This is a genomic window from Roseovarius sp. (assembly GCF_030373445.1).
Taxonomy (GTDB): domain Bacteria; phylum Pseudomonadota; class Alphaproteobacteria; order Rhodobacterales; family Rhodobacteraceae; genus Roseovarius.
This window is the reverse complement of the sequence record NZ_JAUCYU010000001.1, coordinates 100,331-112,923: the sequence shown is the minus strand read 5'-3', so window position 1 is coordinate 112,923 and position 12,593 is coordinate 100,331. Positions and strand designations below refer to the sequence as shown.

The 12,593-nt window shown below is 67.3% G+C and carries 11 protein-coding genes; 2 read left to right on the top strand and 9 right to left on the bottom strand.

Features of this window, described 5'->3' with window-relative positions; genetic code table 11:
• Positions 1-11: 11 nt before the first annotated feature.
• A complete protein-coding gene (locus tag QUV18_RS00560; protein WP_300891293.1) occupies positions 12-776 on the top strand; it encodes a class II aldolase and adducin N-terminal domain-containing protein in 765 nt (254 codons plus the stop codon).
• Between the two features lie 16 nt (positions 777-792).
• Here QUV18_RS00560 and QUV18_RS00555 read toward each other — a convergent pair whose 3' ends face one another.
• Complete coding sequence (locus QUV18_RS00555) at positions 793-1,347, bottom strand: YqgE/AlgH family protein (protein WP_300892028.1); 555 nt, start codon at positions 1,345-1,347, stop codon at positions 793-795.
• Between the two features lie 161 nt (positions 1,348-1,508).
• On the opposite strand from QUV18_RS00555, the gene QUV18_RS00550 reads away from it, so the two are divergent.
• Positions 1,509-2,321 (top strand): protein-disulfide reductase DsbD domain-containing protein, encoded by an 813-nt coding sequence (locus tag QUV18_RS00550; protein WP_300891292.1) that lies wholly within the window; start codon positions 1,509-1,511, stop codon positions 2,319-2,321.
• On the opposite strand, the gene QUV18_RS00545 is transcribed toward QUV18_RS00550, so the two are convergent.
• The 8 genes from QUV18_RS00545 to QUV18_RS00510 all read right to left on the bottom strand — a co-directional run bounded on the left by QUV18_RS00545 (position 2,300) and on the right by QUV18_RS00510 (position 12,558).
• Positions 2,300-5,707 carry an efflux RND transporter permease subunit gene (locus QUV18_RS00545; RefSeq protein WP_300891291.1) on the bottom strand — a complete coding sequence of 1,136 codons (3,408 nt, stop codon included), beginning with the start codon at positions 5,705-5,707 and terminating at the stop codon, positions 2,300-2,302. The two genes, QUV18_RS00550 and QUV18_RS00545, sit on opposite strands and share 22 nt — an antisense overlap.
• 4 nt (positions 5,708-5,711) lie before the next feature.
• Positions 5,712-7,172, bottom strand: coding sequence for an HlyD family efflux transporter periplasmic adaptor subunit (locus QUV18_RS00540; RefSeq protein WP_300891290.1), 1,461 nt, complete (start codon positions 7,170-7,172; stop codon positions 5,712-5,714).
• 102 nt (positions 7,173-7,274) lie between these two features.
• Positions 7,275-7,817 carry a molybdenum cofactor biosynthesis protein B gene (moaB, locus tag QUV18_RS00535; protein WP_300891289.1) on the bottom strand — a complete coding sequence of 181 codons (543 nt, stop codon included), beginning with the start codon at positions 7,815-7,817 and terminating at the stop codon, positions 7,275-7,277.
• A gap of 6 nt (positions 7,818-7,823) precedes the next feature.
• Positions 7,824-8,444 (bottom strand): LysE family translocator, encoded by a 621-nt coding sequence (locus QUV18_RS00530; protein WP_300891288.1) that lies wholly within the window; start codon positions 8,442-8,444, stop codon positions 7,824-7,826.
• Positions 8,444-9,037: a metallophosphoesterase family protein gene (locus QUV18_RS00525; protein ID WP_300891287.1), complete on the bottom strand. Its 594-nt coding sequence runs from the start codon at positions 9,035-9,037 to the stop codon at positions 8,444-8,446. The genes QUV18_RS00530 and QUV18_RS00525 overlap by 1 nt, the downstream gene beginning before the upstream one ends.
• On the bottom strand, positions 9,034-9,834 hold the full coding sequence (locus tag QUV18_RS00520; RefSeq protein WP_300891286.1) for a uracil-DNA glycosylase: 801 nt from the start codon (positions 9,832-9,834) through the stop codon (positions 9,034-9,036). Before QUV18_RS00520 ends, QUV18_RS00525 begins: the two co-directional genes overlap by 4 nt.
• Before the next feature lie 49 nt (positions 9,835-9,883).
• Positions 9,884-11,323: a UdgX family uracil-DNA binding protein gene (locus QUV18_RS00515; protein ID WP_300891285.1), complete on the bottom strand. Its 1,440-nt coding sequence runs from the start codon at positions 11,321-11,323 to the stop codon at positions 9,884-9,886.
• The gene (locus QUV18_RS00510) at positions 11,323-12,558 is read right to left on the bottom strand and encodes a putative DNA modification/repair radical SAM protein (protein WP_300891284.1); all 1,236 of its coding nucleotides are present in this window, start codon (positions 12,556-12,558) and stop codon (positions 11,323-11,325) included. The genes QUV18_RS00515 and QUV18_RS00510 overlap by 1 nt, the downstream gene beginning before the upstream one ends.
• Positions 12,559-12,593: the final 35 nt, after the last annotated feature.

Below are 12,593 nucleotides of genomic sequence, written 5' to 3'. Positions count from 1 at the left end.
AGGAGACCCGTATGACAAGCGCCGCACAGACCGCTCACACCCCCAACATCTCGTACTGGCAGGAGCGTGTCGAACTGACCGCCGCCTTCCGCTGGACCGAACGGCTCAACATGCACGAGGCCGTGGCCAACCACTTTTCCCTCGCCGTGAACGAGGATGGCACGCAGTTCCTGATGAACCCCAACCAGGTTCATTTCAGCCGCATCAAGGCCTCCGACCTTCTGCTGATAGATGCCAACGACCCCGAAACGCTGAACCTGCCCGGCGCGCCCGATCCCACGGCATGGGGCCTGCACGGTGCGATTCACCGGCAATGCCCGCATCACCGCTGTGTCATGCACGTGCATTCCATCCACGCCACCGTTCTGGCCAGCCTTGCCGACAGCACCCTGCCGCCGATCGACCAGAACTGCGCCACCTTCTTCAACCGCTACGTGGTCGACGATGGCTATGGCGGGCTGGCCTTCGAGGAGGAAGGCGACCGCTGCGCCGCGCAACTCCAGGACCCGAAGAAGACCGTCATGATCATGGGCAACCATGGCATTCTGGTGATGGGTGCCACCGTGGCCGAGACGTTCAACCGGATGTATTATTTCGAACGCGCCGCCGAGACCTATATCCGCGCACTCCAGACGGGCCAGCCGCTGCGGGTCCTGTCCGACGAGATCGCCGAGAAGACGGCGCGCGAAATCGAGGATTATCCCAGCCAGGCCAACCGTCACCTCGCCGAACTGATGGCGATCCTTGACGAGGAAGGCTCGAACTACGCCAATTGAGCCATGGTGCGGGGCGTCAGGCGCGCCCCGCTTCCGCCGACAGGGTCAGGGCGCTGATGCCGAGTTTCTTCAGCGCCGCCTCCCATTTCATCGCATCGGGGGTTTCGAACACCAGCTTGGTATCCGCCTCGCAGGTCAGCCATGCGTTCTGGGCAATCTCGCCCTCGAGCTGCCCGGGCCCCCAGCCGGCATAGCCCAGCGTGATGATCGCGTGGCCCGGCCCGCGGCCCTGTGCGAGGTCCTCGAGAATGTCGAGCGTCGCCGTCATGGCGAAATCTTCCGAGACGTCCAGCGTCGAGATCGACGAGTGATAGCCGTAATCGTGCAGCACGAAGCCGCGCCCGTGCTCGACCGGCCCGCCGAAATGCACAGCGATATCGCGCGCGTCGTCGCTCTGCGTGATTTCAAGCTGCTCGAGCAGATTGGTCAGGCGCAGATCGTCCGTCGGCTTGTTGATCACAAGCCCCATCGCGCCTTCCTCGGAATAGGCGCACAGGAATATGACCGAATAGGCAAAGCGCGGATCGCCCATTTCCGGCATGGCAATCAGCAGCTTTCCGTTCAGGTCGATCTCGCTCAAACCGTATCTCCGCAAGTGTTTCTACATCCCAATGATGGGGGTTGGCCTGCCGCAGTGCAAGCACGCGATCCCCGCCGCGGCGGGTTTGCCGCGGGCGTCTCGCCGTAAAGTGACTTGGCATTTCAACGCTTATCGCCCATTTCGGGTTCATGATGCGTAAATCTCTTCGCCTTTTCGCCGCCGCCTTTTGCGCGGCGCTTTCATTGGGCCCCGCGCAGGCGCAGCAGGGGTCGGACCTTGTCGAGATGCGCGTGCTGCCGGGCTGGCGCACCGCGAGTGGCGTCCACATGGCCGGGCTCGAGGTCCGGATGCGGCCGGGATGGAAGACCTACTGGCGCGCGCCGGGCGACTCGGGCATTCCGCCGCAGTTCGACTGGCGCCGCTCGGGCAACCTTTCGGGTGTCGAGATCGTCTGGCCCACTCCCAGCGTGACCGTCGAGGACGGGTTGCGGACCATCGGGTACAAGGACTCGGTGATCCTGCCGATCCGCGTGGCGCCGGGGCAGGCGGGGCGTGACGTGGCACTGAACGGCCGGGTCGAGATGGGCGTCTGCAAGGATGTCTGCGTGCCGGTCGAGCTGCAGGTCTCGGGCCTGCTGCCCGGCAACAGCCGCCAGCCCGACCCGCGCATCGCCGCGGCGCTGGCCAGCCGGCCCTATACCGCGAAGGAGGCGAAGGTGGCCCGCGTTGCGTGCCGCATATCGCCAATCGAGGACGGCATCGGCCTGCGGGCCGAGATCGACATGCCCCGCACCGGCGGCGGCGAGACGGCGATCGTCGAGGTGGATGACCCGCGCATCTGGGTGGCGCCCGCCCGCACCGTGCGGCAGGGTGGCCGGCTGGTGGCCGAGACGAAGCTTTACCATGTCGAGGGGCGGTCTTTTGCCCTGAACCGCTCGGGCATCCGGATCACCGTGGTTGGCCAGTCGCGCGCGGTGGATATTCAGGGCTGCCCGGCCGGCTGACGCCGCCGCAGGAGATAGGCGAGCCCGACCCCCGCCAGCACCATCAGCACGATGAGCAGCGCACCCGCAAGGTAGAGGCCGAGCGCCGCCATCATTGGCGAGGCGCCGGCCAGCATCGGCAGCGCCTCGGTAAACGGCTGCGGCAGGTGCCCCGTCGCCCATGTCAGGCCCATTGTCGCCACCAGCCACGCCACCACCACGGCCAATGCGCCCGCCACGGCCAGCCGGACCGACGCCACGGGTGCCGCCAGGGCCCGCCGCAGCGCGCCGGTACGGCGTGTGATGTCGTGCTGGATGGCGATCAGCGAGGGCACCAGCAGCAGGACCAGCACCATGCCGAACCCCAGCCCGTAGACCAGCGTGATCACCGTGGGCTTGAGGAACTGCGCCTGTTGCGAGCGCTCGAACAGCAGCGGCGCCAGCCCCAGAACCGTCGTCAGCGTGGTCAGCATCACCGGCCTGAGCCGGTCGGCCGCGCCGTCGATGATCGATGGAATCACGCCCCGTTCGCTGGCGTATTCGTCGATGGTGGTCACCAGCACGATCGAGTCGTTGATGATGATCCCGGTCATGCCCAGAAGGCCCACCACGGTGAACATCGACAGGGGCACGTCCCACGCCCAGTGCCCGTAGACCGCGCCGATCAGGCCGAAGGGGATGACCGCCATCACCACCATCGGCCGCGTCCAGCTGGCAAACACCCAGGCCAGCACGAGGTAGATGCCGGTCAGCGTCAGGATCAGGCCCAGCCGGGCATCGTTCAGGAACTCGTCCTCCTGCTCGGACAATCCCGAAAGGCTCCATTCAACCTGGTGCGTGGCGGCAATCTCGGGCAGGATCTCTTCCTCCAGCGCGTCCATGATCTCCGAGGCGCGGGCGGCGTCGTCTTCCGAGATGTCGCCGGTCACGTTGATCAGCCGCAGCCCGTTCTCGCGCCGGACGGTGGAAAAGCCGGTGCGCCGGTCGACGCTGACGATATCGGCCAGCGGCACGTAGGTGCCCGACGGGGTGCGCATCTGCATCCGTTCGAGGAAATCGGCCGTCAGCTCGCCCTCGGGCAGCTCGACGCGCACCTCCGCACTGCGCGGCCCGTCGGGATAGGTGGCGGCCTCTATGCCCGTGAGCCGGTTGCGCAGCACGCGGCCCAGCTCGTCGATGGTAAAGCCAAGCGCCTGCCCCTGCGGGGTCAGGTCGAGGATCAGCTCTTCCTTGTCATAGGCGAGGTTGTCCTCCACCGCCGAAACCTCGGGGAACTGTGCCAGCGCGGCTTTCAGCGCTTCGGACGCCGCCTTCAGCGTGTCGGCGGTGGCGCCGAAGAACTCGACATCGAGCGCGTCGCCACCCGGCCCCGAGCGCCAGCCGCGGAAGCTGACGGTTTCGGCCATCGGGTGCATCTCCACCCGCTCCTGCAGTTCACCCACGAAGGCGAAGCTGGAATAGGGGCGCAGGTCGGCGTCGATCAGCTCGATGGAAATGCCGCCAAGCTGGTCCTCGTCCTTGGTGTCAGAGCCCGACAGGCCGCGCCCGCTGTTGCCGCCGATCTCCGCCAGCACGAAGGCCAGCGGGTTGCGGCCGTAGCGTTCCTCGTACTCGGTCCCCAGCGCCTCGGTCGCGCGCTGCATCTCGCGCATCATCTCGACCGAGTCCTCGCGCGTGGCGCCGGGCGCCATCATGAAATTTCCGGTGACGCTGCTTTGCTCGGGCGAGTTGAAGAAGCGCCACGTCACGTCGCCCTTGATAAACAGCGCCGCCTGCGTGGCAAGGACGACGATGATCGCCGCGCAAACCACGTAGCGCGCCCGGATCACCAGCCCGATGAACGGCCGGAACAGCTTTTCCCGAACCCACACGAAGCCGCGGTTCACTACCCGGCTGGGCATGTCGTACCAGTGCGCCTTGGCCGAATGGGCCAGGGCGTGCGACATGTGGTTGGGCAGGATCAGGAAGCATTCCACCAGCGAGGCCAGCAGCACCACGATCACCGTGAAGGGGATGTCGATGATCAGATCGCCGAACCGCCCGCCGATGGCGACCAGCCCGAAAAAGGCGATCAGCGTGGTCAGCGTGGCCGAGAAAACCGGAAGCGCCATGCGATGCGCCGCGCGCTCGGCGGCCTCGACGGGGGTCTCGCCCAGCTTGCGCACGCGGGCATCGGCATGTTCGCCCACCACGATGGCGTCGTCGACCACGATACCCAGCGTGATGATCAGCGCGAAAAGCGAGATCATGTTGAAGGTCAGCCCGCCCAGGTACATCATCGCCACCGCCGCCAGCAGGGCCACGGGAATACCCGCCGCCACCCAGAAGGCCGTGCGCGCGTTGAGGAACAGGAACAGCAGCAGGACCACAAGCGCCAGCCCGGTCAGCCCGTTGTCGAGCAACAGGCTCAGGCGGCCGGAAATTGCCTCGGCGCGCGTGCGGATGAGTGACAGTTCCACCCCTTCCGGCAGGGTGTTCTGCAGCTTCGCCGATACCTCCTCGACCGTTTCCTGTATGGCGATCGCGTCGCCCTGGGCCGAGCGGTCGACGCGCACCGACATGGCCGGGTTCTGATCCACGAAATACTGCCGGTTCCGGTCCACCCCCTCGACCCGCACGGTGGCCACGTCGCCGACGGTCAGCTTGGTGCCGTCGCGGTTCGAGCGCAGGACGATATCGGTGATCTGGTCGGCGTTGCGTTTCTCGGTGCCGGTGCGCACGCGGGTGTTGGATCCCTCGACGTCACCGGCCGGGTTGGCATCGACCTCGGCGCCGACGGCGGCGGCGATCTCGGCCATGGTGATGTCATAGGCGATGAGATTGGTCGAGGGCACCTCGACGATGGTTTCCGGCGCGGCGATGCCCCGGATCGTGGTGCGGGTGACGCCCGCGTCGAACAGGCGCCTGACAAGCTCGTCGGCGAAGAGGCCAAGCTGTTCGGGGCCCACCGGACCGGTGATCACCACGTCGGTTACCCGGTCGCGCCACGCCCCGCGGCGGACCTCGGGCTCCTCGGCATCGTCGGGCAGGGTGGTCACGGTGTCGACTGCGCCCTGCACCTCGTCGGCGGCGCGGCTCATGTCCCAGCCGGGTTCGAATTCCAGCGCGATGGAGGCCGCGTTCTCTCGGCTGTCGGCCTCGCTGCTTTCGACGCCCTCGACCGCCAGCAGCACCGGCTCGAGCACTTGCACGATGGCGTTGTCGACGTCTTCGGCGCTGGCCCCTTCCCAGGTGACCGAAACGCTGATGCTGTCGATCACCACGTCGGGGAAGAACTGCGCCCGCATCTTCGGAAGGGCGGCAAGGCCCAGGACCACCAGCACGACGAGCAGGAGGTTGGCGGCGGTGCGGTGGCGCGTGAAATAGGACAGCACGCCGGCAACACGCGGAGAGGGGGCGCGGGCCAAGGGCTCAGCCCCCCATCCGGCGTTCAAGCCGTTCGACGACCCGTGCCGGCACGCGCTCCTGTTCAAGCTGGCCCAGCAGGCGGCGCTTGACCTCGTCGCTCATGTCGGCGCTGGCCTCGACGAACTCCATCAGCCGCTCGCGGCGGGCGGCGGACAGCTCCAGCGTGCTTGGGTCTGCCTCCGGCTCCTCCTGAACGCCGGAGGTCAGCGGACGTACCCGGATGCCTTCGCCCAGCAGCGGCGTGCGCTCGACCACCACGCGGGCGCCTGGCAGGCCCTCGCCGCGCACGAGGATATCGTCGCCCTGCCGTCGCAGCACCTCGACCTGGAGCGTCTTCAGGCGGTTCTCCTCGTCGAGCACCAGCACCGTGCCGCTCGGCCCCAGCGAAGAGGCGGGCAGGCGGACCAGCCGTTCGAGCGACGGCTCCTCGATCCGGACGGTGACGAAATCGCCGGGTTTCATCGCCGGGGCCTCGTAAAGCCGCGCGAACAGCAGCCGCCCGGTGGTGCCTTCGCCCACCGCGGCGCTTTCGCGGCTGATCACGCCCCTGGCTTCCAGATCGAGCCCGTAGGCGCTGAGATAGGCCGAGACCGGCGCCTTGAGCAGGCTGCCGGTCTCGTCCAGAAGCCGGCCGTATTGCGGGGTGGAGACGCGGAAGGAGACCTCGAGCGCGTTGCCGTCGACCAGCGTGCCAAGCTGTTCGTTGGCCGAGACGAGCCCGCCCTCGACAACCGAAACATCGCTCAGCGTGCCCGAGAACCCGGCGACGATGCGGGTGTCGGCCAGCTGCCGCTCGGCCTCGTCGAAGGCGATGCGCGCGCGGGCAAGGCTGGTATCGGCCTGGTCGATGCGGGCCTCGGCCACGGCCAGCGCCTGCCTGCGCGCGATGACGGCCTGCCGGGCCTGCGCAGCCGCAAGCTCGGCGGTTTCCACCGCCGCCGAGGTGCCGACGCCGCGATCTTCCAGGTCGACCTGCCGCTGATAGGCCTTTTCCTGCAACGTGGCCTGTTCCTCTGCCGCCTCCAGCTCGTCCTGCGCCAGCTCCAGCCCGCGCACGGCCTCCTTCTTCTCGGCCTGCGCGTCGGTCAGTTCGCTCTCGGCGCGGTTCAGGGCAAACTCCGCATCGGCCGGGTCGACCTGTGCCAGAAGCTGGCCCGCCTCGACCACGCCGCCCTCTTCGAAATTGTCCGCCAGCGTGACCAGCGTGCCGGTCGTCCTGGCGCGGATCTCCAGCGTCCGGCGGCTTTGGATTTCGCCATAGGCGGTCAGTTCCGGCGTGATCGTCTGTTCGCGCGCCTCGACCACGTTGACGGCGAAGACGCGTTCGCGCCGCTCGGGCACGCGCGGCTCGTCCGCCATCCGTTCCTGCACGGCGGAAAACACGATCTGGCCGGCATAGACCAGCAGACCCAGCGTCAGCGACAGCAAAAGCAGGCCGGTCAGGCTTTGGCGGAGGAATCTCATACGGCTTCGTAGAACCCCTGAAACGGGCCCCTCGGGGCGTCCGGTGATAGTAGTCGGAATGGCGTGAAAGCCAAGTGCACGGGGGTTCTACGGCCGAGGCCGTTACTTCCGTCGCAGATTTTCATCAAGCCGCGGCATGATTTCCACGAAATTGCAGGGCCGGTGGCGATAATCGAACTGCGGTTCGAGAATCTCGTCCCACGCATCCTTGCACGCGCCCGGGCTACCCGGCAGCGCGAAGAGATAGGTGCCGTTCGCCACGCCGCCGGTGGCGCGCGACTGAACGGCGCTGGTGCCGATCTTCTTCATCGAGACGATGGTGAAGACCGTGCCGAAGGCGTCGATCTCCTTCTCGTAGATCTCGCGATGCGCTTCGACCGTCACGTCGCGCCCCGTCAGGCCGGTGCCGCCGGTAGAGATGACCACGTCGACACGGTCGTCATTGACCCATTCACGCAACTGTTCGACGATCTGGTCGCGCTCGTCGCGCACGATCATCCGGTCGGCCAGGATATGGCCCGCCGCCTCGATCCGGTCGGCCAGCGTGTTGCCGGACTTGTCGTCGGAGGCATCGCGCGTGTCGCTCACGGTCAGAACGGAGATGCGGACGGGGATGAACTCCCTGCTGTCGTCTATGCGGCTCATGGCGGGTCAGGTCCTTTCGATCAGGGCAAGGCGCAGGGCGAGGCCCGTGAATATGGTGGCGCAGACATAGCCTATTCCACGCGAGAAGGCGGGGGACTGCGTCATCTTGCGCCCCAGGCCGCCGGCGAAGATGCCCACGGCGGCATTGACGACGAACCCGCCCGCGGCAATCACCGCGCCAAGGATCAGGAACTGCCCCAGAACGCTGCCCTTCGCCGGGTCGATGAATTGCGGCAGGAAGGCCAGCACGAAGAGGATGACCTTCGGGTTGGTAAGGTTCACGACCATCCCGTCGCGGAAGGCGCGGGCGGGGCGGACCCTGGGGGCGTCGCCGGCCTGCGGCGGGTGCCGCAATGCCTGCCATGCCAGCCAGAGCAAGTAGGCGACGCCAACCCATCGGATCACGTCGAAGAGCCATGGCAGGGTGGCCACGGCCGCGCCGAGGCCGAGCCCCGCCAGCGTGACATGTACCATGCCGCCAACCACGATACCGGCACTGGCGGCAATGGCCGGAACCGGCCCGGCGCGCAGGCCCTGGCCAAGGCAGAACATCATGTCGGCCCCCGGCGTGAGGTTCAGCGCCACGGCGGCGGGCACGAAGGCGAGAAGCGTCAGCAGATCGACCATCACAGATCGAACCAGTTGTGGCGCGGACCGAGATTGACAACCTGCGTATCGCCGATCTGGCCCGTGTGCCCCCAGCTATCGTGGATATGGCCGCAGAAGGCGAACCTGGGCTGGATGCGCTCGATGGCTTCGAAGATCGCTGTCGAGCCGACCGACTGACCGCCCGATGTCACGTCCGCAACGCCCTTGGGCGGCGAGTGCAGGACGAGGATATCGGCCGTCTCGCACGCGCCCAGCATCTCCGCCGCCTGGTCTTCGGACAGATCGCAGCTCCAGTCGCCGAATGGCGTGACCGGCACGCCGTAGCCCAGCCCGAACACGTGCAGCCCGTTCACGTCGACCCCGGTGCCGTGCAGCACGCGCATCCCCGGGTTGGCCGCCGCCTGCAATTCCTCGAAGCTTTCAGCATTGCCGGGCACCACGACGAAGGGGGCGGTGATGCCCTCCAGAAGCTCCATCGCCTCGGACAGCCCCTGCCGCATGTTGCAGAAATCGCCCGCGCCGATCACGAGGTCGGCGTCGTGGCTGGCCTCGACAAGCTCGGCGGCACGGGCACGGGCGAGGTGCAGGTCGGAAAAGGCCAGTACCTTCATGCTTCCCCCTCGAGCCGCGCCTGCAACTCCAGCAGGTCGGCCCAGGCGTGCCGCTTGTTGTGCGGGTTACGCAAAAGGCCCGCCGGGTGGAACATCGGCAGGGCCGGCCGGCCATAGGCCTGGGTCCAGGTGCCGCGCAGCCGGGTGATGCCGCGGCGGCCCAGCCCGGCCTGACAGCTCGTGTTGCCCATCAGCACGACCAGTTCGGGGTCGACCAGCTCCACGTGCCGCTGCACGAAGGGCAGCAGCATCGCGATCTCCTCGGGAGTCGGGTCGCGGTTCTGGGGCGGGCGCCAAGGCAGGACGTTGGTGATGTAGACCGCGCGGGCCGGGTCATCGGCATGGCGGGCCATGCCGATCGCCGCCAGCATCCGGTCGAGCAACTGCCCGGCGCGGCCGACGAAGGGCTTGCCCTGCATATCCTCGTCACGACCCGGGGCCTCGCCGATGATCATCACGCGGGCGGCGGGGTTGCCATCGAAGAAGACAAGGTTCCGGGCGCCCATCTTCAGGTCGCAATGGGGGTAGTCCGCCATCGCCGCCTCCAACGCCCTGAGGTCGGGTGCATCGGCGGCGGCGGCGCGGGCCACGTCGACCGGGTCGACCTCTGGCATGGGCTGGGGAATTGGCGGCGCGGCGGTGGATTGGGCTTCGACGGGCGCCGGCTTGGGGGCAAGCGCGGCGGCCGGAATTTCATAGCGGTTGACCGGCAGGTCGCCGATCGCCTCGGTCGCGCCGAGTTCGATGTGCCATTCCAGCAGCGCGCGGGCGGCGTGATATGAAAGCTCCGATTCCACGGTCGCAGCGTATCTCAAGGCCGGGCCGGTCTGAACCCGGAAAAGCGGGTCAGGCCACCATCGCGGCGGCGGCGCGCAGGTCGTCGCGGAAGCGGGCACGTTCGTCGGCCTGTTGCGCCCGGTCGGGCAGGCGCAGGAGGAAGCTGGGGTGGACAGTGATGAAGACGGGCGTGCCATCGTCTGCGGCTTCGACACTGCCGCGGCGCTTGAGTAAGCCCTTGCGGTTGCCGGTCAGGCTTTCCAGTGCCGTCGCCCCCAGCGCCACGATCAGGCCGGGCTGCACACGCTTGCGCTCGATATCCAGCCACCAGCGGCAATGCTGGATCTCGTGCGAATTGGGCGGTTCGTGCAGGCGGCGCTTGCCGCGGGGCTTGAACTTGAAGTGCTTGACGGCATTGGTGACGTAGGCCTTTGACCGGTCGATGCCGGCCTCGCCCAGAACCTCGTCGAACAGCCGCCCGGCGGGGCCGACGAAAGGCCCACCGGTCAGGTCTTCCTGATCGCCCGGCTGCTCGCCCACGAACATCAGCTTGGCATCGAGCGGCCCTTCGCCCGGCACGGGCTGGGTGGCATTTTCCCAAAGCGGGCAGCGGCGGCAGCCCTGAAGTGCTGCGCGGAACTCGGCCTCGCTGTCGATGGGCGGCACGTCCTCTCGCTCGTTGTGCAGGCGGTGAAGGATGCGCCCCGCGCGGGCCGGGGCGAGTGTCGGTGCAGCCTCGGCCATGCCGGCGGCGCGGGCGCGGGCGGTGGCGACCATTTCGGGGATCAGGTCGGCCTCGGGCAGGTTCTTCCAGTATTTCTTGGGCATCTCGGCCTGCATCGCCTTCAGCTTCACCCGGGCCGGGTTGAAGATCGACCGGAAATAGGTGCGCCAGAGGGTTTCGGTGTCATCCTCGGCCAGCGGTGGCTTGGGCGCGCCGGGGGCGAAGCGGAGCGTGCCATTTTCGAAATGCGCGGACAGGTCAGGGGTGAAGATCGTCCAGTCCATGTCGCCGAAGCGCTTGGCAAAGAAGGGCGCGGTGGGTTCGGTGATGAAATGCGACGGCTCGAACCACGCGGCGAAGCGGCGGCGTGGGGCGTCAGGCTCGCCGATCTCGCGGAAGCGGACGAAGGCGGTCATCTTGTGCTTGTCGCGGCCGACTTCCTTGGCCATGGCGTTGAGCTTGGCGACACGCGGGTCGCCCCGGTCGTGGATCAGTCGGGGATTGTCCTGCAACGCGCAGAGCAGGGCATAGGCCCGCGCGAAGCGTTCCGGATCGCGGTGCCAGAGGGCGAGGCGGGTGAGGGCCAGAAACCCTTTGGGAACAGTGATCCGGGCAGTGGCATCAGCCTTGGGCAGAGGGGCGCCGGGGCCGTCGAAGAGGTCGCCCGCCCCCTCGCCATGCTGCCACAGCACCTGCTCCGGTGCAACGCCCGCGGAAAGCAGCCCCCGCGCCGCATCGCGCCATGCCTCGAAGGTGCCGACGGTGGGCAGGTCGACCCGGTGCATCAGAACAGCGCCAGCTGTTCCGGCGGCGGCGCGAAGCGCGCGCGCAGGTCGGCGGCGTCGAGCGTGTTGCGCGGGCTCCATCCGGGGAGGGTGATGAAGGGGCGGGCGTTCTTGAGGTTGGCGCCCATGCGCTGCAGGTCCTCGTAACGCAGGCCGCGATGGCGGCGGGTGGCGAGGATGCGGGTCACCGTTTTCGTGCCAAACCCCGGCACGCGGAGCAGAGTTTCCCGGTCGGCCCGGTTCACGTCGACGGGGAAGGCATGCCGATTGGCCAGCGCCCAGGCGAGCTTCGGATCGACCTCCAGATCTAGGTTGCCGCCCTGAGTGGCCCCCGTGATCTCGCCCAGTTCGAACCCATAGAACCGCAACAGCCAGTCGGCCTGGTAGAGCCGGTGTTCGCGCATCAAAGGCGGCTTGATCAGCGGCAGCGTGGACGAAGCATCGGGGATGGGCGAGAAGGCCGAGTAATAGACGCGTTTCAGCCGGTAACTACTGTAAAGCCGGGTGGAGGTTTTCAGGATGGTAGCATCGTTCGCCCCGTCTGCCCCCACGATCATCTGCGTCGACTGCCCCGCCGGGGCAAAGCGCGGCGGGCGCTTGCCGGTGAAGCTTTTCTCCTTCCGCTCTTCCTTGAGGATGCGCACATCGGCCATCGCCTTGCGGATCTGGTCGGGCGACTTCTCGGGCGCGTAGGATTTCACGGCAGTGTCGGTGGGCAGTTCCACGTTGATCGACAGCCGGTCGGCGTAGAGCCCGGCCTCCTCGATCAATTTCGGGTCGGCGTCGGGGATGGTCTTGAGGTGGATGTACCCGCGAAAGCGGTGCTCGGTCCGCAGGGTCCGGGCGATGCGCACCATGTCGGCCATCGTGTCGTCGGGCGAGCGGATGATGCCGGAGCTGAGGAACAGCCCCTCGATATAGTTGCGGCGATAGAATTCGAGGGTGAGATGCACCACCTCCTCGGGGCTGAAACGGGCGCGTTTGACGTTGGAACTGACCCGGTTGATGCAATAGGCGCAGTCGTAGATGCAGAAATTCGTCATCAGGATCTTGAGCAGGCTGATGCAGCGGCCATCGGGCGCATAGGCGTGGCAGATGCCCGACCCGGTGACCGAGCCCAGCCCCTTGCCATCGCGGCTGTGACGCTTCGCGCCGCCGCTCGATGCGCAGGAGGCATCGTATTTCGCGGCATCGGAAAGAATCGCCAGTTTCTGATCGAGGGTCATCGCAGCCATGGTGTTCACTATATGTTCGCGTCATGGACCCCGCA

Coding starts and splice junctions, on each gene's coding strand:
- QUV18_RS00560 (WP_300891293.1), top strand. CDS start 12: ATGACAAGCGCCGCACAGACCGCTCACACCCCCAACATCTCGTACTGG.
- QUV18_RS00550 (WP_300891292.1), top strand. CDS start 1,509: ATGCGTAAATCTCTTCGCCTTTTCGCCGCCGCCTTTTGCGCGGCGCTT.
- QUV18_RS00540 (WP_300891290.1), bottom strand. CDS start 7,172: ATGAGATTCCTCCGCCAAAGCCTGACCGGCCTGCTTTTGCTGTCGCTG.
- moaB (WP_300891289.1), bottom strand. CDS start 7,817: ATGAGCCGCATAGACGACAGCAGGGAGTTCATCCCCGTCCGCATCTCC.
- QUV18_RS00530 (WP_300891288.1), bottom strand. CDS start 8,444: ATGGTCGATCTGCTGACGCTTCTCGCCTTCGTGCCCGCCGCCGTGGCG.
- QUV18_RS00525 (WP_300891287.1), bottom strand. CDS start 9,037: ATGAAGGTACTGGCCTTTTCCGACCTGCACCTCGCCCGTGCCCGTGCC.
- QUV18_RS00515 (WP_300891285.1), bottom strand. CDS start 11,323: ATGCACCGGGTCGACCTGCCCACCGTCGGCACCTTCGAGGCATGGCGC.
- QUV18_RS00510 (WP_300891284.1), bottom strand. CDS start 12,558: ATGGCTGCGATGACCCTCGATCAGAAACTGGCGATTCTTTCCGATGCC.